The sequence below is a fragment of the Nocardioides bruguierae genome, from assembly GCF_023554635.1.
GTDB lineage: Bacteria > Actinomycetota > Actinomycetes > Propionibacteriales > Nocardioidaceae > Nocardioides > Nocardioides bruguierae.
On the sequence record NZ_JAMJPH010000006.1, the window covers coordinates 23,496 to 42,932 of the forward strand.

The window sequence follows — 19,437 nt, forward strand, 5'->3', positions numbered from 1 at the left end:
CGGTACTGCGAACCCGGCGCGGGCGGACGGGGCGGAAGACTTGTTAACCGCAAGTAACTTCTGGTGGCGAGCGCGCCTGCGGGGCGTAACCCCGCCCCGCAGCCCCCGTTGTGGTGTCCATGACCACCCGACACCAGCGCCGCGCCCGCCGGACCACGGCCGCAGCCGCGCTGCTCACCGTCGCACTCGCGCCGGGACTCACCCAGCTCCCGGCCCTCGCGGCGGACGACGCCTCCCCCACCTCCGTGGCCGGGAGGGACGCGCTCAAAGACACGATCGGCACCATCGCCGACCCCGTCGCGGGCCTCACGGACCTCGACCTGCGGGGCTCCGTGCTGCCGTCGGCCGCGCAGAAGAGGGCCGCTCGGGCCCTCGACGCCGGCCTCGGCGGTGTGTCGCTGCGCTGGAACGACTACGGCACCCCGAGCTCGGTGCTCGCGCAGGACGGGGTGCTCGCCCCCGCCACCTCCGCGAACCCCGTGCGCGCCGCCCGCACCTGGCTGCAGCAGAACGCCGCGCTGTTCGGGCTGACGGCGACCCAGATGGGCGCGCTGCAGCTGGTCAACGACCAGGAGCTGGCCTCCTACCCGGACGCGGACGGCGCCCCCACCGCCGACGCCGGCCACGCCGTCCTGTTCCGCCAGCGGTTCGGCGGGCTGCCCGCCGCCTCCGGCAGCATGGTCACGGTCGGCGTCGCCGACGGCTCCATCGTGTACGCCTCCTCCTCGCTCGCCCGCACCGCGGCCTCCCCCCGTGCCGCCGCGCTGACCCCGCTCCAGGCGTGGGCCGAGGCCGCCGCGAACGTGGGCCGCACCGTGTCCGCCGGCGACCTCTCCTCGGTCGTCAGCGCCGTCGACGGCGGCAGGCTCTCCTGGACCCGGCTCACCGTGCCGGGTTTTGCCCAGGAGCAGCAGGTCCGCCTGCGCTCCCTCGCCCTGGCCGACGGACGGGTGCGCCCCGTGTACGTCGTCAACGTCGTGGACGTCGCCGGCGGCGCCTCGCTCGCCTACACGCTGCACGTGGACGCGGTGACCGGCAAGGTCTGGACGCGGCAGAACCAGGTGGAGAACGACCAGGTCTCCGACGTCTTCTCGGGCACCTTCAGCGCCACCGAGTGCGGCCCCAAGCACGCCTTCGAGCTGACCGACGACAACACCCGCTCGATCAACGCGGTCGGCCTCGCCCTGCCCGTCGACGACATCACCGTGAAGTTCTTCGGCCCCGGCGACGAGCTGCTCTACACCGGCGACCTGCTCACCAGCCCCGAGGTCGCCACGTTCGCCTCCGACGACCTGCCGGCCGGCGTCTACTCGGCCCAGGTCTGCCCCTACGACGACGCCTCCGCCGTCATCGGCACCTACTCGATGATCGTGGCCACCTCGGACACGGCCGCCCCGTCGGTCGGCGACCTGGGCTTCGACCCCTCCTGGGCCTACTGGACCGCCAACCCCGACATGGCCTCGACCGAGGTCGGCGTGACCCCGGAGAACGAGGTCGTCGGCTGCTGGGTCGCCACCGAGCTGTGCAACACCCCCACCGGCCCGTTCGAGAACCTCGCCTCGCCGATCGGGTGGGACACCCTCAACGCCGGCGCCGCCTCGTCCCTGACGACGATCGGCAACAATGCCAACACCCACGAGGCGTGGGTCAGCCCGCTGACCCCCGGTGGCCTGCTGCAGGCGCCGGTCTCGCCCACGCGTGACTACACCCCGGAGTTCACCGACGCGTGGAACGAGTCGCAGTGCGACCCGACCAACCTCGTGCCCGGCGGCAACGACATCGAGGCCTCCGTCGCGAACCTGTTCGTCTCGCACAACCGGATGCACGACTACAGCTACTACCTCGGCTTCACCGAGAAGAACTACAACATGCAGCTGGACAACTTCGGACGCGGCGGCGTCGGCGGCGACCAGGAGGTCGGCAACGCCCAGGCCGGTGCGCTCACCGGTGGGCAGCCGCTGCTGCTGGGCCGAGACAACGCCAACCAGATCGCGCTGCAGGACGGCATCCCCGGCATCACCAACCAGTACCTGTTCCAGCCGATCGCCGGTTCCTTCTACGCCCCCTGCACCGACGGCGGGCTCGACATGGGCATCGTGGGCCACGAGTACACCCACGCCATCTCCAACCGCATGGTCGCCGGCCCGGACGAGGGCCTGACCTCCGAGCAGGGCGGCGCCATGGGCGAGTCCTGGTCCGACCTGGTGGCCGCGGAGTACCAGTTCAGCCACGGCTACGACAACGGCGGCAACGTCTGGGCCGTCGGCGTCTACGCCACCGGCAACACCGAGGTCGCCATCCGCGACTACGCGATCAACGAGAACCCGCTGAACTACTCCAACTACGGCTTCGACACCACCGGCGCCGAGGTGCACGCCGACGGCGAGATCTGGAACGGCGCCCAGTGGGAGGTCCGCCAGGCGCTCGTGGAGAAGTACGACGCCCGGTTCCCCTACGACGACGCCGACCTCCAGCTCCAGTGCGCCCAGGGCGGCCCGACCACCTCGCCGCTGGCGCCGCAGTACTGCCCCGGCAACCGCCGCTGGGTGCAGCTGATGTTCGACTCCTTCCTGCTCCAGCAGGGCTCGACGTCGATGCTCGACGCCCGTGACGCCATGCTCGCCGCGGACAAGATGCGCTTCGGCGGCGCCGACGTCGGCACCATGTGGCACGCCTTCGCCCGCCGCGGCATGGGCCCCAGCGCCGTCACCGACGGCGGCGACGACACCTCGGTCGTGGGCGGCTTCTCCGCGCCGCGCGGCAACGGCAAGGTCGCGTTCAAGGCGGGCAAGGCCGCGGGCAAGGTCTACGTGGGCGTCTACGAGGCCCGCAGCACGCCGTTCGCCGACACCTACGCGAAGACGAAGCGGCCGGCCACGCGGCGGATGGCGCCGGGCACCTACACGATGGTGTTCGTCTCCCCCGCCGGCGGCTTCAAGCGGATGACGGTCACCGTGCGCCGCGGCCGCACCACCACCGTGCAGCTGCCGAGCCGACGCAACCTGGCGGCGGCCGCCAACGGCGCGAGCGTCATCGGCGCCACCGAGGGCTCGCTCAAGCCCGAGGCGCTCATCGACGGCACCGAGGACACCAACTGGGCCGGCGTCACCGCCGAGAACGTCGACGTCACCACGCCGTCGGTCTCGGTCGACCTCGCCGGCGGCACGCACACCGTCAAGCGCGTCCAGGTCAGCGCCCTGCTGAACCCGGTCGACGGCGAGGACGACGTCGACCAGGACTCCGGCTCGCGGTTCACCGCGCTGCGGCAGTTCGCGATCGAGGTCTGCACCGCCGACTGCGCCGGTGCCGGCACGTGGACCCGGGTCCTCACCTCCTCGCCCGACGCGTTTCCCGGCGTCCGCCCCCGCCCGGTGGCGCCCGACCAGACCCTGCGCGCCTTCGTCCTGGACGAGCCGGTGCAGGCCTCGGCCGTCCGACTCGTGGCTCTGGAGAACCAGTGCACCGGGTACGAGGGCTACGCCGGTGAGATCGACAACGACCCGCTCAACGACACCGACTGCGCGACCGCGTCCACCCGCGGCACGATCGTGCACGCCGCGGAGCTCCAGGTCTTCGCCCGCTGACCCGCTCAGCACCCCGAGGGAGGCCCTCGCCGGTGGTGTCGAGACACGACCTCGTCGTTCCTCGACCTCCGGTGGGGGCCTCCCCGCGTCTGGGCCGACGATGACCGGAGGTCGAGGAAGGCCCGACGTCGGGAGCCACCCGGTGGTCGAGCAGGGAGGAGCGCCAGCGACGACCGCACGTCGAGACCACTACCCCTCCGCCGGCGGAAGGTTCCTGCCTCGTGCCAGGCCCGGCAGGTCCTCGAGCCTGCCCTCGATCAGCGCCAGACGCTTCCTCCTGCTCCATCCCTGGATCTGCTTCTCCCACCGGAAGGCGTCGTCGATCCGGTCGCACTCGGCTGCCCAGGCCAGCACGACCGGCCGCCGGGCTCGGGTGTACGCCGCTCCCCTGCCGTCCTGGTGCTCCCAGATCCGCCGTCCGAGATCCGTGGTGCTGCCCACGTACAGGGAGCCGTCGCTGCACTTGACGATGTAAGTCCATGCCATGGACGGAGGCTTCCCCGGCCGTCGACACGGATTCCTCGTGCGTAGAAGCCTGTGGAGAGCGGTCTCGACGTGCGCTCGTCGCTGGCGCTCCTCACTGCTCGACCACCGGTGGTGCCTCATCCAGGGTCTCGACGTTCGCTCGTCGCTGGCGCTCCTCACTGCTCGACCACCGGTGGTGCCTCATCCAGGGTCTCGACGTGCGCTCGTCGCCCGCGCTCCTCGCTGCTCGACCTCCGGTGCTCCTGACCGCCCGAGGGCCGAGGTGGGAGGGGGTGCGGGTCGCGCAGACCACGCTCACTCCCCCGTGGGGTGGCTTGCAGCGGGTGGGCGGGCACGGTTGGGTAGGTCACATGGTCGGACGCATCCCCGTCATGAACGTGATGCCCCTGGTGGACCTCGGGCGCCAACCTGCCAAGGCCACCGTGGGAGAGCCGCTGCCGGTGACGGCGACGGTCTTCCGCGAGGGGCACGACAGGCTGGCCGCCGAGGTCGTGCTGGTGGCACCGGACGGGTCGCGACGCGCCCCCGTGCGGATGACCAAGCACGCGACCGTGCCCGACTCCTACAGCGCGTGGGTCACCCCCGACCTGGGCGGCGCGTGGGGCTTCGAGGTGCACGCCTGGTCCGACCCGCTGGCCACCTGGGAGCACGCCGCCGGCGTGAAGATCCCCGCCGGGGTCGACGTCGAGCTCATGTTCACCGAGGGCAAGCTGCTCTTCGACCGGGTGCGCGCCTCGCTGCGCGCGGACCAGACGTTCGAGATGGACGTGCTCGACGGCGCGGTCCTGGCCGCCACCGACACGGGCCGCCCGGCCGAGGCCCGGCTCGCGGCGCTCCAGGACCCGGAGCTGGCGTCGGTGCTGCACGCCAACCCGATCCGCGAGCTGGTCACCGTCGAGGGTCCCTTCCCCCTCTACGCCGACCGCCCGCGGGCCCTGTTCGGCTCCTGGTACGAGTTCTTCCCCCGCTCCGAGGGCGCGAGCATCGACCAGGAGACCGGAAAGGTCGTCAGCGGCACGTTCCGCACCGCCGTCTCCGGCCTCGAGCGCGCGGCCCGCATGGGCTTCGACGTCGTCTACCTGCCGCCGATCCACCCGATCGGCGAGGTCAACCGCAAGGGTCCGAACAACACGCTGACCCCCGGCCCGGACGACCCGGGGTCGCCGTGGGCCATCGGCTCCAAGGACGGCGGGCACGACGCGATCCACCCCGACCTGGGCACCATCGAGGACTTCGACGCGTTCGTGGCCCGCGCCCGGGAGCTCAACCTCGAGATCGCCCTCGACCTGGCGCTCCAGGCCGCCCCGGACCACCCGTGGGCCACCGAGCACCCGGAGTTCTTCACCACCCGCGCGGACGGCACGATCGCCTACGCCGAGAACCCGCCGAAGAAGTACCAGGACATCTACCCGGTCAACTTCGACAACGACCCCCGCGGCATCTGCGCGGAGGTCCTGCGGGTGGTCCGCTACTGGATGAGCCACGGCGTCCGCGTCTTCCGCGTCGACAACCCCCACACCAAGCCGGTGGCGTTCTGGGAGTGGCTGCTCGGCGAGGTCCGCAGCACCGACCCCGACGTCCTGTTCCTCTCCGAGGCCTTCACCCGCCCGGCGATGATGCACGGCCTGGGCGCGGTGGGCTTCCACCAGTCCTACACGTACTTCACCTGGCGCACGGGCAAGACGGAGATCGAGGAGTACCTCACCGAGGTCGCCACCGAGTCCGACCACCTGATGCGGCCGAACTTCTTCGTCAACACCCCCGACATCCTGCACGGCTTCCTCCAGTACGGCGGCCCGGCGGCGTTCAAGATCCGGGCAGCGCTGGCGGCGACCTCCAGCCCCTCGTGGGGCGTCTACTCCGGGTACGAGCTGTTCGAGCACGTGGCGCTGAAGCCGGGCAGCGAGGAGTACCTGGACACCGAGAAGTTCCAGATCAGGGTGCGTGACTGGGCCGGCGCGGAGGCCGAGGGCCGCACGCTCATGCCCTACCTGACCCGGTTGAACGAGACCCGACGCGCGCACAAGGCGCTCCAGCTGCTGCGCAACACGACGATCCACTACAGCGACGACGACAGCGTGCTGGTCTACGCCAAGCAGGCCGTGCCGGGCGACGCCGCGAGCGACACCGTCATCGTGGTGATCAACCTCGACCCGCACGCCGTGCACGAGACCACGGTCCACCTCGACGTCGAGGCCCTCGGGCTGGGCGAGTCCACGTTCACCGTCCACGACGAGATCACCGGCGCGGAGTGGACCTGGGGCCAGCACAACTACGTGCGGCTGGACCCGTTCACCGAACCCGCGCACGTCCTCGTCGTGAAGGGAGCCCGATGAGCACCGACCAGACCAGCCCCGAGCACCTCGACCCGACCGGCACCAGCCCCACCGCCGTCCCCGACGGCCCGCCGCTGGCGGAGGACCCGGTGGTCGACGGCACCACCGACTCCGGCGTGGACGCCGAGTCCGCCGGCCGCCCGCAGCCGGACTGGTTCAAGACGGCCGTCTTCTACGAGGTGCTCGTCCGCTCCTTCCGCGACTCCAACGGCGACGGCACCGGCGACTTCCGCGGCCTGGTCGAGAAGCTGGACTACCTCCAGTGGCTCGGCGTCGACTGCCTCTGGATCCCGCCGTTCTTCCCCTCCCCGCTGCGCGACGGCGGCTACGACGTCGCCGACTACACCGGGGTGCTGCCGGCGATCGGCACGATCGAGGACTTCCACTACTTCCTGGACGAGGCGCACAAGCGCGGCATCCGCGTGATCATCGACTTCGTCATGAACCACACCAGCGACCAGCACCCGTGGTTCCAGGCCAGCCGCTCGGACCCGGACGGGCCGTACGGCGACTTCTACGTCTGGTCCGACAGCGACGACCTCTACTCCGAGGCCCGGATCATCTTCGTCGACACCGAGCCCTCGAACTGGACGTGGGACCCGGTGCGCCAGCAGTACTTCTGGCACCGGTTCTTCTCCCACCAGCCCGACCTGAACTTCGACAACCCGGCCGTGCACGACGCGATCACCGACGCGCTGCGGTTCTGGTTCGACATGGGCCTGGACGGGTTCCGCCTGGACGCGGTGCCCTACCTCTACGAGCGCCCGGGCAGCAACGGCGAGAACCTGCCCGAGACCCACGACTTCCTCAAGAAGATCCGCAAGGTCGTCGACGACGAGTACCCCGGCCGCGTCCTGCTGTGCGAGGCCAACCAGTGGCCGCAGGACGTCGTGGAGTACTTCGGCGACTTCGAGGCCGGCGGCGACGAGTGCCACATGGCCTTCCACTTCCCCGTGATGCCCCGCATCTTCATGGCGGTGCGCCGCGAGTCGCGCTACCCGATCTCGGAGATCCTCGAGCAGACGCCGGAGATCCCCAGCAACTGCCAGTGGGGCATCTTCCTGCGCAACCACGACGAGCTCACCCTCGAGATGGTCACGGACGAGGACCGCGACTACATGTGGCAGGAGTACGCCAAGGACCCGCGGATGAAGGCCAACATCGGCATCCGCCGCCGGCTGGCCCCGCTGCTGGAGAACGACACCAACCAGATCGAGCTGTTCAACGCGTTGCTGCTCTCGCTGCCGGGGAGCCCGGTGCTCTACTACGGCGACGAGATCGGCATGGGCGACAACATCTGGCTCGGTGACCGCGACGGCGTGCGCACGCCGATGCAGTGGACGAGCGACCGCAACGCCGGGTTCTCCTCCGCCAACCCCGGCCGGCTCGACCTGCCGGTGGTCCAGGACGCCATCTACGGCTACGAGTCGGTCAACGTCGAGGCACAGATGGAGAACCCGTCCTCCCTGCTGCACTGGACGCACCGGATGATCCACGCCCGCCGGCACCACCCGTCCTTCGGCCTGGGCGAGTTCCACGACCTGGGCGGCTCGAACGCCTCGGTGCTCTCCTACGTGCGCGAGTGGACCGACCCCGAGACCGGCGCCGAGGACGTCATCCTCTGCGTCAACAACCTCTCCCGCTTCCCGCAGCCCGTCGAGCTCGACCTGCGCCGCTTCGAGGGCCGCCGGCCCGTGGAGCTGCTCGGCAACGTCGAGTTCCCCGTCATCGGCGAGCTGCCCTACCTGCTGACGCTGGCCGGCTACGGCTTCTACTGGTTCCGGCTGCCGGCGGCACCGACCCCGGAGGAGGGACCGCTGCTGTGAGCGACGCACCGGCTCCGTTCACCGGCCCGGTCGACCACGTCGACCCGGCCGTCATCGCCGACTACCTCGGCCGGACCCGCTGGTTCGGCGGCAAGGGCCGACCGTTCGAGGTCAGCCAGGTCTACCGGATCGGCCACGTGCCCGGCACCGCCGAGGGCGGCCCGGTCGCGGTGCTCAACCACCTCGTCGAGCTCACCTACGCGGACGTGCCGGCGGGCGCCGCCGAGGGCGAGGACGGCGAGCAGGCCGTCGAGGTCTACCAGGTGCCGCTGGCCTTCTACACCGATGCCGAGTCCCGCCTCGAGCACGCCTTCATCGGCTGGTGGGAGGAGCCCGGCCTGGGCTGGGTGCACGTCTACGACGCGGTGCACGACCGCGAGGCGATGGCCGCGTGGCAGCGCACCTTCTTCGACGCCTACGAGACCGGCGAGGCGCACGACGCGGCGTCGGGGCTCACCTTCCGCCGGCTGCCCGGCTACGAGATCGACCCGGACGCCCGCGCGTCGCTGTTCTCCGGCGAGCAGTCGAACTCGACCGTGATGTTCGGCGAGGACGCGATCCTCAAGGTCTTCCGCAAGCTCACCCCGGGCCGCAACCCCGACATCGAGATCCACGAGGTCCTGACCCGTGCCGGGTGCGCCAACGTGGCCGCGCTGTACGGCTGGATCGACTGGACGCACCCGCGCACCGGGGAGATCTGGCAGCTCTCGATGCTCCAGCAGTTCCTGCGCACCGCCTCGGACGGCTGGGACCTGGCGCTCAACAGCGTCCGCACCCTCTTCTCCGACCCCGAGACGCGGGCGTCGGCCTCCGGCGGCGACTTCGCCGGCGAGGCGACGCGGCTGGGCGAGGCGCTGCGCGAGGTGCACGACACCCTCGCCGAGCACTTCGGCACCAGCGAGAAGGACGCCGGCGCGCTGGCCGCCCTCATGGGCCGCCGCCTCGGCGCGGCGGCCGCCGTCGTCCCGGTCCTGGAGGAGCACCGCGAGGGTCTGCTGCGCACCTTCGGCGCCGTCGCCGACCAGGGGCTGCTCACCACGCAGCGGGTGCACGGAGACCTGCACCTGGGCCAGACCCTGCGCACGTCGCTGGGCTGGAAGATCGTCGACTTCGAGGGCGAGCCCGCCAAGACCCTCGCCGAGCGGGTGCTGCCCGACTCCCCGTGGCGGGACGTGGCGGGCATGCTGCGCTCCTTCGACTACGCCCCGCGCGTGGTGGAGCGCACCTGGTCCGAGGACGACCCCGAGGGCACCGAGGCCCGGCAGGCACGGGCCGCCGAGTGGGCGAACCGGGCCAAGAACCACTTCCTGGTGGCCTACACCGGCGGTGAGGTGACCGAGGCCCAGCGGACGCTGCTCGACGCCTACGTCGCCGACAAGGCCGTCTACGAGACCGTGTACGAGACCCGCAACCGTCCGACCTGGGTGGACATCCCGCTCCAGGCCGTCGCGGAGATCGGAGAGTCATGACCGAGAGCACCCCCGGCAGCAGCACGGGCAGGAGCACCAGCCCGAGCACCAGCCCCGCCCCGAGCACTGTCCCGAGCACCGACCCGCAGCCCCTCCCGGTGGCCCGCGACGTCCTCGAGCAGCTGGCCCGTGGCGAGCACGGCGACCCGCACGGCGTCCTGGGCGTCCACCCGCACGACGGGGCGGTGACGGTGCGCGTGCTGCGTCCGCTGGCGACGTCGGTCGCCGTGTCCGGCGCGTGGGGCACCACCGAGCTGGCCCACGAGCACGAGGGCGTCTGGGTGGCGGTGCTGCCGGTCGCCCGGGTGCCCGAGTACCGCGTCGGCGTCTCCTACGGCGGCGACCCGACCACCTTCGACGACCCCTACCGGTGGCTGCCCACCGTGGGCGAGATGGACCTGCACCTGTTCAACGAGGGCCGCCACGAGCAGCTGTGGGACGTGCTCGGCGCCAACGTGCGCAGCTACGAGACGGCGGCCGGCACCGTGACGGGCACGTCGTTCGCGGTGTGGGCGCCGCACGCCCGCGGGGTGCGTCTCAAGGCCGACTTCAACAGCTGGGACGGCCGCGAGCACCCGATGCGCCAGCTCGGCACCTCGGGCGTGTGGGAGCTGTTCGTCCCCGGAGTCGGGGCCGGCGCCACCTACAAGTACGCGCTGCTCACGCAGGAGGGTCACTGGCTGGAGAAGGCCGACCCGATGGCCGGCTGGGCCGAGCAGCCGCCGCTGACCGCCTCCCGCGTGCACGCGACCACCTACGAGTGGGGCGACGACGCCTGGATGGCCACCCGGGGGGAGAAGACCCCCACCGAGGCGCCGATGAGCTGCTACGAGGTGCACCTGGCCTCGTGGAAGAAGAACTACGACGGCACCCTGTGGACCTGGGAGCAGATGGCCGACGACCTCGCCGCCTACGTCGGCGACCTGGGCTTCACCCACGTCGAGCTGATGCCGGTCATGCAGCACCCGTTCGGCGGCTCCTGGGGCTACCACGTCACCTCCTACTTCGCCCCCGACAGCCGCTTCGGCGACCCCGACGGGTTCCGCCGGCTCGTCGACCGGCTGCACCAGCACGGCGTGGGCGTCATCCTCGACTGGGTGCCCGGCCACTTCGCCACCGACGAGTGGGCCCTGGCCCGCTTCGACGGCACTCCGCTGTACGAGGACCCCAACCCCCAGCGCGGCTGGCACAAGGAGTGGGGCTCCCACATCTTCAACTTCGGCCGGCACGAGGTGCGCAACTTCCTCTACGCCAACGCCGTGTACTGGCTCGAGGAGTTCCACGCCGACGGCCTGCGCGTCGACGGCGTCGCCTCGATGCTCTACCTGGACTACTCCCGCGAGGACGGGGAGTGGAGCCCGAACAAGTTCGGCGGCCGCGAGAACCTCGAGGCGGTGCAGTTCCTCCAGGAGATGAACGCGACCGTCTACCGCCGCGTGCCCGGCATCGTCACGATCGCCGAGGAGTCCACCGCCTGGCCGGGCGTCACGCGCCCCACGTCCTCCGACGGCCTCGGGTTCGGCTTCAAGTGGAACATGGGCTGGATGCACGACTCGCTGGACTACGTGGCCAAGGACCCGGTCTACCGGCGCTACCACCACGGCGAGATGACGTTCTCGCTGGTCTACGCCTTCAGCGAGAACTACGTGCTGCCGATCAGCCACGACGAGGTCGTGCACGGCAAGGGCTCGCTGCTGCGCAAGATGCCCGGCGACCGCTGGCAGCAGCTGGCCAACCTGCGCGCCTACCTGGGCTTCATGTGGGCCCACCCCGGCAAGCAGCTGCTGTTCATGGGCTCGGAGTTCGGCCAGGAGTCGGAGTGGGCCGAGTCCCGCGAGCTCGACTGGTGGCTGCTGGAGAACCCCGACCACGCCGGCGTCCGCGACCTCGTGCGGGACCTGAACCACGCCTACTCCGCCAGCCCCGCCCTGTGGGGCCGCGACCAGGACCCGGCCGGGTTCACCTGGATCGACGGCGGGGACGCGGACCGCAACGTCTTCTCCTTCATCCGGCGCACGCCGGGCGAGCCCGACGTGGTCTGCGTCAGCAACTTCTCCGCCACTCCGCACGACCTGCGGCTGGGCCTGCCCGCGGCGGGCGCGTGGGACGAGCTCGTCAACACGGACGCGGTGGGCTACTGCGGCTCGGGCGTGGGCAACCTCGGCCGGATCACCGGGGTGACCGGTGAGTGGTCGGGCCAGCCGGCGCACGCGGACGTCGTGGTGCCGCCGCTGGCGACGGTGTGGTTCCGCCGCAGCGAGTCCTGAGCCACACCCGGCCAGGCCCGTGCGGGTGCGCGGGCCTGGCTAGGGTGGGCGCGTGACCTCCCAGCCCACGCTCACCGACGGCACGGTCACCCTCCGCCCCGCCCGCAGCCCGGACCCGTCCCGGCTGGCCTTCTACGTCGTGCTCGGGCAGGACCAGACGATCGGCACCACCACCGTCGTCCTCACCGACCCCGGCACCGCCGCGCTGGGCGTGGACCTCTCGGAGCGGGCCCGCGGGCACGGCTACTCGGTCCGCAGCCTGCGGATGCTGGTGGACTGGTGCCTGGCGGCCAAGCGGGACGACGGCCTCGGCCTGGAGCGGGTCGAGGCGTGGATCCCCGAGAACGACGAGCGGGCGCTCATCGTCGCCACCCGGGTGGGGATGCGCCGCGAGGGGGTCCGCCGCCGCGTCCGCGACGGTGGCGAAGCGCCCGAGGGGCACGTGGTGCTGGCCCGGCTGGCCACCGACCCGCCGCTCACCGAGCCGGGCGCCTTCCGGTCGCTGCTCAACTCGTTCCTGCCCCGCAAGCGGGCCATCGCGCAGATGCTCGTGCGCTCCTCGGAGGAGGGCGAGCCGCGGGTGCTGATGTGCCAGCTCACCTACAAGACCGACTGGGACCTGCCCGGCGGGGTCGTCGAGGTCAACGAGTCACCGCGCGTCGCGGTCGCGCGCGAGGTCGAGGAGGAGCTCTCCCTCACCCTGGACGCCGGCCGGCTGCTGCTGACCGACTGGCTGCCGCCCTGGAACGGCTGGGACGACGCCCTCTGCCTCGTCTTCGACGGCGGGACGATCGACCCCGGTGACCTGGACGGCCTGGTGCTCCAGGCCCGGGAGATCCGCTCCGTGCGGCTCTGCACGCTCGCGGAGGTGCGCGAGCACGCCACCGACTTCACCGCCCGCCGCGTGGAGGCAGCGCTGGCCGGCCTGCGGGGCGAGGGCCCGGGCTACACCGAGTCCGGGCACGCGCTCTAGGAGCGAGCGGGCAGGGCCTCGTCGGGCGCCACCTCGTCGGGCACCGCCTCAGCGGGGCGCGGGGCCGGCGCGGCCGTGGCCCGCCGTCCGCCCCGCATCGCCAGCAGCGCGCCGGCGACCAGGAGCACTCCCCCGGCGACCTCGCCCGCCGTCGGCACGGCACCGCGCGCGGCCCACGTGCCCAGCATGGCCACCGGCGGCACCAGCAGTATCCACGGGACGACGGACGCGGCCGGGTTGCGGGCCAGCAGCGAGTTGAAGATGCCGTACCCGACCCAGGAGGCGAGCGCGGCCGTGTAGAGCGTGCTCAGCGCGGCCGCCCAGCCGAACGCCTGGAGGCCGTCGACGATCCCGTCGGTGCCCTCGAGCAGCCAGGAGAGCGCGAGCACGGGCAGCGGCACGACGGTCGCCGACCAGACGGTGAGCGAGAGGCCGCCGGGCACCTTGGCGGCGCGCGAGACCACGTTGCCGATGCCCCACGAGAGGGCGCCGAGGACGCAGAGCAGCAGGGCCGCGAGCGGCACCCCGCCCCCGCGCCCGAGGGCGACGACCGCGAGTCCGGCCGCCCCCACCACCATGCCGACGACCTGGAGCCGCGAGGGCGTCTCGCGCAGCACCAGCGCCGCGATCGCGGTGGTGAACAGCACCTGGGCCTGGAGCACCAGGGCGGCGAGGCCGGCGGGCAGCCCGGCGGCCATGGAGACGTAGAGGAACCCGAACTGGCCGACGCTCATGAACCCGCCGACCAGCGCCAGGGTGCGCCACGAGACGTCCGGCTTGGGCAGCCAGAGCACCGGCAGCAGCACGACGACGAAGCGGATCGCGAGGAACAGCAGCGGCGGCACGTCCCCGCGGCCCAGGTCGATCGCCACGAAGTTCAGCCCCCAGCAGAGGACGACGACGAGCATCAGGGTGGTGTCGCGGCGGTTCATGGCACGATCGTCGCCGACCACAACCATGCAGCACCAGCGAATAGAGGTGCATCTCATTCGGTAGCATCGCTGCATGATTGATCTGGAGGCGCTGCGCTCGCTGCGGGCCGTGGCCGAGGAGGGCTCGGTCGTCGCCGCCGCGGCCGCGCTCGGCTACACGCCCTCGGCGGTCTCCCAGCAGGTCAAGCGGCTGGAGCGGGACACGGGCCTGCCCATGCTCGAGCGGGTCGGACGCGGCGTGGTGCTCAGCCGCGCGGGCGCGCAGCTGGTCGAGGACGGCTCGCGGCTGCTCACCGACCTGGAGTCGCTGGAGTCCGACCTGCACCGCCAGGCGGAGCAGGCGGCCGGTCACCTGCGGCTGGGCACGTTCTCGACCGCCACCCGTGGCCTCGTCGCCCCCGCGCTGGCCGCCCTGGCGACGAGCGAGCCGCTGCTGCGGGTCACCCTCACCGAGCTGGAGCCGTGGGACGCCATCGCCCACGTCGCCACCGGGCGCCAGGACGCCGCGGTGGTGCACGCGTGGGGCGACGTGGCCCTCGACGTCCCCGAGCACCTGGAGCGCACGGTGGTGATGCGGGAGCGGGCCGACCTGGTCGTCCGCCCCGACCACCCCTTCGCGGCCCGGGAGTCCGTGACGGCCCACGACCTCGTGGGCGTCACCTGGGTGGCCACCCCCGAGGGCACGATCTGCCGTCAGTGGCTCTCGCGGATGTACGACGGCACCGGCGCCCGGCCGCGGGTGGCGCACGTGGCCGGGGAGTTCGACTCCCACCTGGCGCTGGTCGCGGCGGGCCTCGGGGTCTCCCTCGTGCCGCGGCTGGGCCGCTCCGACCTGGCGGCCGTGCCTGGTGGTCCGCTGGTGGCGGTGCCGGTGGTCGAGCCCGTGCCGACGCGCACGGTCTCCTTCGTCTCGCGCCGCTCGATGGCCGGCTCCCCCGCCGTCACCGCGCTGCGCGAGGCGCTCTCCCGCGGCTGAGTCAACCCGTGGCCGCGACCTGCGCGAGGAACCGGCGCGAGCGCGGGTCGCCGAGCAGGTCGCGCGCGAGCGTGGTGGAGCCGACGACCGCGGCCGGCATCACCGCCACCCCGCCGAACGGCACCAGGAAGCAGACCTGGGTGGCCACGCCGTAGCCCAGGACGGCGGCGCGGTGGCCGCGCAGCAGCTCGCGCCGGGCCGCCCGGTCGACGCCGCGGGCCTCCAGCGGCCGGTTCAGCAGCTCCGAGCCGAGCAGCCACCCGGAGACGAGGACGCCGAGGACGGTGCCGACCACCCCGCCCAGGAACGGCACGAGGCCGAGCACGAACAGCCCGACGCCGGTGGCCAGCCCGAGGATCAGCAGGACGCCGGCGTCCCGGGCCGAGGCCCAGAAGCCGAGCCCGTCACCGTCGGGGGCGTCCCCGAGGATCTCCTCGGTGGCCCGCCAGATCCGCTCGTAGAAGGGGTCGCCCACGGTGAGCGTGAGCGCGGTGAAGGTGAGCACCGCGAGCACCGAGGCGCCCACGAACGTCACCAGGCCCAGGCCGACGCGCAGCGCGACCCGGCCGGCGTCCGCCCACCCGTCGGCGAACGGGGTGGCCCAGGCGACCAGGTCGCCGAGGGTCAGCAGCAGGGTCACCAGCAGCGCGCCCACGACGAGCAGCACCAGCAGGGCCGGGAGCATGCCGAGCGCCATCAGGCCGGGGCGGCGGCGCCACATCCCGAAGCCGCCCAGCAGGTGCTGGGCGCCGTCGAGGAACCCGGGCACCGGGGCGGGGACGGCCGGCACGGGTCAGAAGAGCGCGGAGGCCAGGTTCTGCCGCCCGCGCAGCACGCGGGCGTCGTCGTTGCCCACGGCCGCGAAGAGCCCGAGGAGGTGCTCGCGCGCCTTGGTGCGGTCGTCGCCGGCGGTGCGGCGGACGAGGTCGACGAGGCGGTTGAAGGCGTCGTCCACGTGCCCGCCGAGCATGTCGAGGTCGGCGCAGAGCGTCTGGGCATCGATGTCGTCGGGGTCCGCGGCCGCGGCGGCGCGCGCGGCGTGGAGGTCGACGCCCTGGGTGCGCTGCAGCACCTTCGCCATGGCCAGGCCGGCGGCGGCCTCGGCGTCCGCCGGGTTGGCCTTGACCAGCTTCTCGTACTCGGCCACTGCGGCGTCGACGTCACCGGCGGCGAGGGCGTCCTGGGCGGGCGCGTAGCGCGGGTCGACCGCGTCCTCCTCGCCCTCGGCCGCGGGGCCGGCGTGCAGCGGCTGGTGGCGGCCGGTCATGCCGGCGGCGGTGAGCTGCTGGAGCACCTGCTGGAGCATCTGGCGCAGCGAGTCGATCGGCACCGCGTCCTGGAGCAGCGGCTGGGGGCGTCCGTCGATGATCGCCACCACGAACGGCACCGAGGGCACCTGCACGGCCTGCGCCAGCTGCGGCGCGGCGTCCACGTCCACGAGGCCGGCGAGCACCCGGCCCTCCAGCTCCTCGACGACGGTCGCGAGGTCGGAGGCGAGCTGGGAGGACTCCGGCATCCGCTGCGGGGAGTGGAAGGCCAGCAGGACGGGGGCCGTCATCGAGGCCTCGACCACCTGCTGGAAGTTCTGCTCCGTGACCTCGAGCGCGTAGGAGTGCGACCCGCCACCGGCGGGGGCCTCGCCCGCGCCACCGGGAGCCGGGGCGCCGGCCGGCGACGACGTCGGCGCGGACTTCAGCGCGGACAGGTCGATGGCACCGGGGCGGGAGAACGGCTGCTGCGTCATGGCTCCATCCTAGGGAGACCGACCGGGTGGTCGAATCGCCCGGTGGGGCTCAGGTCGGGATCGCGGAGCCCGCCGGCAGCAGCCCGAGGGCGATCGCCTCCTCGGTGAGCTCGTCGCGCACCTGCGGGTGCGCGGCGTGCGCGATGAGGTTGCGCGCCTGCTCGCCCTGGCTGCGGCCGAACACCTCGGCGACGCCGTGCTCGGTGATGACCGCGGAGACCTGGAAGGAGGTCACCGGCTCGTCGACCAGCGGCACGATCGTGGAGACGTCCGCCTTGGGGTGCCAGGACTTCAGCGCGAGCAGGGCCTGCCCGCCGGGGCTGTGCAGGGCGCCGACGATGAAGTCGGTCTGGCCGCCGAAGCCGGAGTGGATGCGGGCGTTGAGGCGCGAGGCGTTGGCCTGGCCGAACAGGTCGACCTGGAGGGCGGTGTTGACGCTGACCATCCGCGGGTTGCGGGCGATCAGCCCGGGGTCGTTGGAGGTCTCGGTGCGGATCATGTGGATGCGTGGGTTGTCGTCGACCCAGTCGAGCAGCTCGGCGCTGCCGAACAGGAAGGACGCCTGCACGGGCACGTCCGGGTCGAGCGCGCCCGCCTTCTCCAGCGCCAGCACGGAGTCGGAGAACATCTCGGTCCAGACGCGCAGGCCGCGTCGGTCGGTGAGGCCGCGCAGCGCGGCGTCGGGCACGGCGCCGATGCCGGCCTGGAGGGTCGAGCCGTCGCTGACCCGGTCGGCCACGAGTCCGCCGATCAGGCGGCTGCCGGCGTCCAGGGCGATCTCCGGGGCCAGCGGCACGGCGTCGTCCGCCTCGATCACGAGGTCGACGACGTCGAGGTCGACCAGGGCGTCCCCGGTGGTCCACGGGATGTTCTCGTTGACCTGGACGACGACCTTGCCGCCGCCCGCGCGGCAGGCCTCGATCGCGGCGGGCAGCACGTTGACCTCGACGCCCAGCGAGACCCTGCCGTGGCGTGGCCGGGTGGTGTGCAGCAGGACGAGGTCGGGCACGAGCGTCGTCTTGAGCACCGTCGGCACCAGCGACAGCCGGGCCGGCACGTAGTGCAGTCGCGGGCTGCGTCGCTGCCCGGCCCCCACGAAGCAGGTCTCCAGCACGACGCCCTCGTGGTCGGGCAGGCCCCGCTGACCGTTCAGCGCCCACAGCCGGTAGGTGCGGCCGGCGGCCTGCATGGCCTCGTCGAGCAGGCCGAGGGCGTGCCAGGGGGTCGCGTGGTTCCCGGTGACGACCACGCGCGGGTCGTCGGGGAGCTCGGACAGCAGTGTCGTCAGGTCCACTCCCCCATGGGACACCCGGGCCCGGCCCCCTGCGGAGGGACGGAGGTCCCGATGCCGGTGAGACACCGGTTACCTCAGGCAGGAGGCGCGACGATCTCGATCTCGAACCCCTGCTCGTTCTCCAGGAAGAGTGCGCGGTGCGCGGGCCCTCCCGCGTGCGGGTAGCGCTCGGCGAACATCTCGCACCACCCGTGTGCGGCCGCGTCGGCCCGGACGTCGTCCAGCACGGCCGAGGTCGGGGCGTGCAGCGCGAGGTGGTTCATGCCGGCACGCAGGCGGTCGTGGACCTCGTCCGTGACGGCCGGCGACTGCTCGAGCACGAGGTAGGTCCCGTCCGTGTGCGTCCAGGTGCGCCCACGGTCCCAGGCGTCCCCGTCTCGCCACCCGAGCCTGCCGAGCAGCCACCCCCAGGCCTGCTCGACGGCCGCCAGGTCACCGGTCCACAGCTCGACGTGGTGCAGCGCGGAGGACATGGCCGGTCAGACCCGCGGGCCGCGCAGGCCGGCGCGCTGCACCACGCGCTGGATGGTGAGGTCGCGCTGGTCGGGGCGTCCGACGAAGCGGATGTCGCGCAGCCCCTGCTCCTGGGCGGCGGACTCGAAGACGAAGTGGCCGTAGCCGAGGAGTCGCCCGAGCAGCGGCTTGGTGACGGAGATGTCGAGGATGCGGCTCAGGGGCATCGTGGAGAGCTGGCGGTTGAGCACGCCGTGGACGCGGAAGACCCGCATGTTCGTGATCACGAACCGGTCGACCCGCTCGGAGAGGAAGCCCCAGGTGGCGCGGACCGCGAGCACGAGGAAGAGCACGAGCGGCAGCCAGGCGATCTCCACCCGGGCGAAGGGCACGGTGCACAGCAGCGCGACGCCGAGGACGCCCTCGGCGACGGGTCGGACGTAGGCGACCCAGTGGTGGGTGACCTCGTCGACGATGACCTCGCCCTCCTCGCGCAGCAGGTGGCGGGAGATGCGGGGGTCCCCCAGCGCGGTCAGCAGGCCCATGGACGCGCCTGCGTCAGCGGGCGAACCCGTTGATGACGTCGACGAGGGAGCCGAAGAAGGCCAGCACGGCACCGACGCCGGCCTGCACGGAGCTCGCGAACGTCTCGGGGCTGGTGACGACCCAGAACACCACGAACAGGACGATCAGCCAGGGCAGGAGCTTCTTCACAGGGGTTCTGTCCTCGGTCGGTGACGGGTCGGTCCCCGGGCAGGGAACTGTCCCATCTGTACCAGCAGCCACGTCGGTGACACGCGAGGCTCGCCGCCGGGGCGGCCGCGTCCCCAGGAGTGGGGACGCCTCAGCGGCGGGTCTCGAACGCCGCGACGTCCCGACGCGCCTTCTCCAGCCGGCGCCGCACGCGGACGGCGTTCCACGGGAAGAGGCCCCAGGTGTGGTGGGTGCCGACGACGTCGTCCCGGTCGAGCCCGGCCACCTGGTACTCCCGGGTCGAGTACGAGGCCAGCCGCTGCGCGAACCGCTGGGACCAGACGGCGTCCGCGACGGCGAGGACCGGGAACAGGAGGAGCAGGAGCCAGACCATGACCCCATCC

Annotated in this window: 16 protein-coding genes; 7 read left to right on the forward strand and 9 right to left on the reverse strand. The window is 72.5% G+C overall.

The genetic code is table 11. The annotated features are described in order from the left end of the window. The first annotated feature begins 119 nt into the window (after window positions 1-119). Window positions 120-3,584: a M36 family metallopeptidase gene (locus M8316_RS04860; RefSeq protein WP_250052516.1), complete on the forward strand. Its 3,465-nt coding sequence runs from the start codon at window positions 120-122 to the stop codon at window positions 3,582-3,584. Window positions 3,585-3,773: 189 nt separating this feature from the next. Here M8316_RS04860 and M8316_RS04865 read toward each other — a convergent pair whose 3' ends face one another. Next, entirely contained in the window at window positions 3,774-4,070 is a 297-nt protein-coding gene (locus tag M8316_RS04865; protein WP_250052517.1) for a GIY-YIG nuclease family protein, read from the reverse strand. Window positions 4,071-4,420: 350 nt separating this feature from the next. Between M8316_RS04865 and M8316_RS04870 the strand changes: the two genes are divergently transcribed. From M8316_RS04870 to M8316_RS04890, 5 genes are read left to right on the forward strand one after another with little or no spacing between them, the layout of a single operon-like run. Beyond that, the gene (locus M8316_RS04870) at window positions 4,421-6,406 is read left to right on the forward strand and encodes an alpha-1,4-glucan--maltose-1-phosphate maltosyltransferase (protein ID WP_250052518.1); all 1,986 of its coding nucleotides are present in this window, start codon (window positions 4,421-4,423) and stop codon (window positions 6,404-6,406) included. After that, the gene (gene treS / locus M8316_RS04875) at window positions 6,403-8,232 is read left to right on the forward strand and encodes a maltose alpha-D-glucosyltransferase (RefSeq protein ID WP_250052519.1); all 1,830 of its coding nucleotides are present in this window, start codon (window positions 6,403-6,405) and stop codon (window positions 8,230-8,232) included. The genes M8316_RS04870 and treS overlap by 4 nt, the downstream gene beginning before the upstream one ends. Continuing rightward, window positions 8,229-9,701 (forward strand): maltokinase N-terminal cap-like domain-containing protein, encoded by a 1,473-nt coding sequence (locus M8316_RS04880; protein WP_250052522.1) that lies wholly within the window; start codon window positions 8,229-8,231, stop codon window positions 9,699-9,701. Before treS ends, M8316_RS04880 begins: the two co-directional genes overlap by 4 nt. Continuing rightward, window positions 9,698-11,968, forward strand: a complete 2,271-nt coding sequence (gene glgB / locus M8316_RS04885; protein ID WP_250052524.1) for a 1,4-alpha-glucan branching protein GlgB — start codon at window positions 9,698-9,700, stop codon at window positions 11,966-11,968. Before M8316_RS04880 ends, glgB begins: the two co-directional genes overlap by 4 nt. 52 nt (window positions 11,969-12,020) lie before the next feature. Then, window positions 12,021-12,941 (forward strand): NUDIX hydrolase, encoded by a 921-nt coding sequence (locus tag M8316_RS04890; RefSeq protein ID WP_250052527.1) that lies wholly within the window; start codon window positions 12,021-12,023, stop codon window positions 12,939-12,941. Here the strand turns inward: M8316_RS04890 and M8316_RS04895 are convergent. Next, window positions 12,938-13,873, reverse strand: a complete 936-nt coding sequence (locus M8316_RS04895) for an EamA family transporter (protein WP_250052529.1) — start codon at window positions 13,871-13,873, stop codon at window positions 12,938-12,940. The genes M8316_RS04890 and M8316_RS04895 overlap by 4 nt on opposite strands. Window positions 13,874-13,946: 73 nt before the next feature. Between M8316_RS04895 and M8316_RS04900 the strand changes: the two genes are divergently transcribed. Beyond that, complete coding sequence (locus M8316_RS04900; protein ID WP_250052531.1) at window positions 13,947-14,849, forward strand: LysR family transcriptional regulator; 903 nt, start codon at window positions 13,947-13,949, stop codon at window positions 14,847-14,849. Between the two features lies 1 nt (window position 14,850). Here the strand turns inward: M8316_RS04900 and M8316_RS04905 are convergent, their stop codons facing one another. The 7 genes from M8316_RS04905 to M8316_RS04935 all read right to left on the reverse strand — a co-directional run bounded on the left by M8316_RS04905 (window position 14,851) and on the right by M8316_RS04935 (window position 19,427). Further along, complete coding sequence (locus M8316_RS04905) at window positions 14,851-15,639, reverse strand: EI24 domain-containing protein (RefSeq protein WP_250052532.1); 789 nt, start codon at window positions 15,637-15,639, stop codon at window positions 14,851-14,853. 3 nt (window positions 15,640-15,642) lie between these two features. Continuing rightward, window positions 15,643-16,593 carry a co-chaperone YbbN gene (locus M8316_RS04910; protein ID WP_250052533.1) on the reverse strand — a complete coding sequence of 317 codons (951 nt, stop codon included), beginning with the start codon at window positions 16,591-16,593 and terminating at the stop codon, window positions 15,643-15,645. 49 nt (window positions 16,594-16,642) lie between these two features. Further along, a complete protein-coding gene (locus M8316_RS04915; protein ID WP_250052534.1) occupies window positions 16,643-17,887 on the reverse strand; it encodes an acetyl-CoA hydrolase/transferase family protein in 1,245 nt (414 codons plus the stop codon). 74 nt (window positions 17,888-17,961) lie between these two features. After that, a complete protein-coding gene (locus M8316_RS04920; protein ID WP_250052535.1) occupies window positions 17,962-18,360 on the reverse strand; it encodes a VOC family protein in 399 nt (132 codons plus the stop codon). A 6-nt stretch (window positions 18,361-18,366) separates the two neighbouring features. Next, entirely contained in the window at window positions 18,367-18,885 is a 519-nt protein-coding gene (locus M8316_RS04925) for a PH domain-containing protein (protein ID WP_250052536.1), read from the reverse strand. A 13-nt stretch (window positions 18,886-18,898) separates the two neighbouring features. Then, entirely contained in the window at window positions 18,899-19,054 is a 156-nt protein-coding gene (locus tag M8316_RS04930) for a hypothetical protein (protein ID WP_250052537.1), read from the reverse strand. Window positions 19,055-19,184: 130 nt separating this feature from the next. Continuing rightward, complete coding sequence (locus M8316_RS04935) at window positions 19,185-19,427, reverse strand: hypothetical protein (protein WP_250052538.1); 243 nt, start codon at window positions 19,425-19,427, stop codon at window positions 19,185-19,187. Window positions 19,428-19,437 lie beyond the last annotated feature (10 nt).

Excerpts from the sequence above, each read along its gene's own strand:
- M8316_RS04860 (WP_250052516.1), top strand. The coding sequence starts at position 120 with ATGACCACCCGACACCAGCGCCGCGCCCGCCGGACCACGGCCGCAGCC.
- M8316_RS04865 (WP_250052517.1), bottom strand. The coding sequence starts at position 4,070 with ATGGCATGGACTTACATCGTCAAGTGCAGCGACGGCTCCCTGTACGTG.
- M8316_RS04870 (WP_250052518.1), top strand. The coding sequence starts at position 4,421 with ATGGTCGGACGCATCCCCGTCATGAACGTGATGCCCCTGGTGGACCTC.
- treS (WP_250052519.1), top strand. The coding sequence starts at position 6,403 with ATGAGCACCGACCAGACCAGCCCCGAGCACCTCGACCCGACCGGCACC.
- glgB (WP_250052524.1), top strand. The coding sequence starts at position 9,698 with ATGACCGAGAGCACCCCCGGCAGCAGCACGGGCAGGAGCACCAGCCCG.
- M8316_RS04895 (WP_250052529.1), bottom strand. The coding sequence starts at position 13,873 with ATGAACCGCCGCGACACCACCCTGATGCTCGTCGTCGTCCTCTGCTGG.
- M8316_RS04900 (WP_250052531.1), top strand. The coding sequence starts at position 13,947 with ATGATTGATCTGGAGGCGCTGCGCTCGCTGCGGGCCGTGGCCGAGGAG.
- M8316_RS04910 (WP_250052533.1), bottom strand. The coding sequence starts at position 16,593 with ATGACGCAGCAGCCGTTCTCCCGCCCCGGTGCCATCGACCTGTCCGCG.
- M8316_RS04920 (WP_250052535.1), bottom strand. The coding sequence starts at position 18,360 with ATGTCCTCCGCGCTGCACCACGTCGAGCTGTGGACCGGTGACCTGGCG.
- M8316_RS04925 (WP_250052536.1), bottom strand. The coding sequence starts at position 18,885 with ATGGGCCTGCTGACCGCGCTGGGGGACCCCCGCATCTCCCGCCACCTG.
- M8316_RS04935 (WP_250052538.1), bottom strand. The coding sequence starts at position 19,427 with ATGGTCTGGCTCCTGCTCCTCCTGTTCCCGGTCCTCGCCGTCGCGGAC.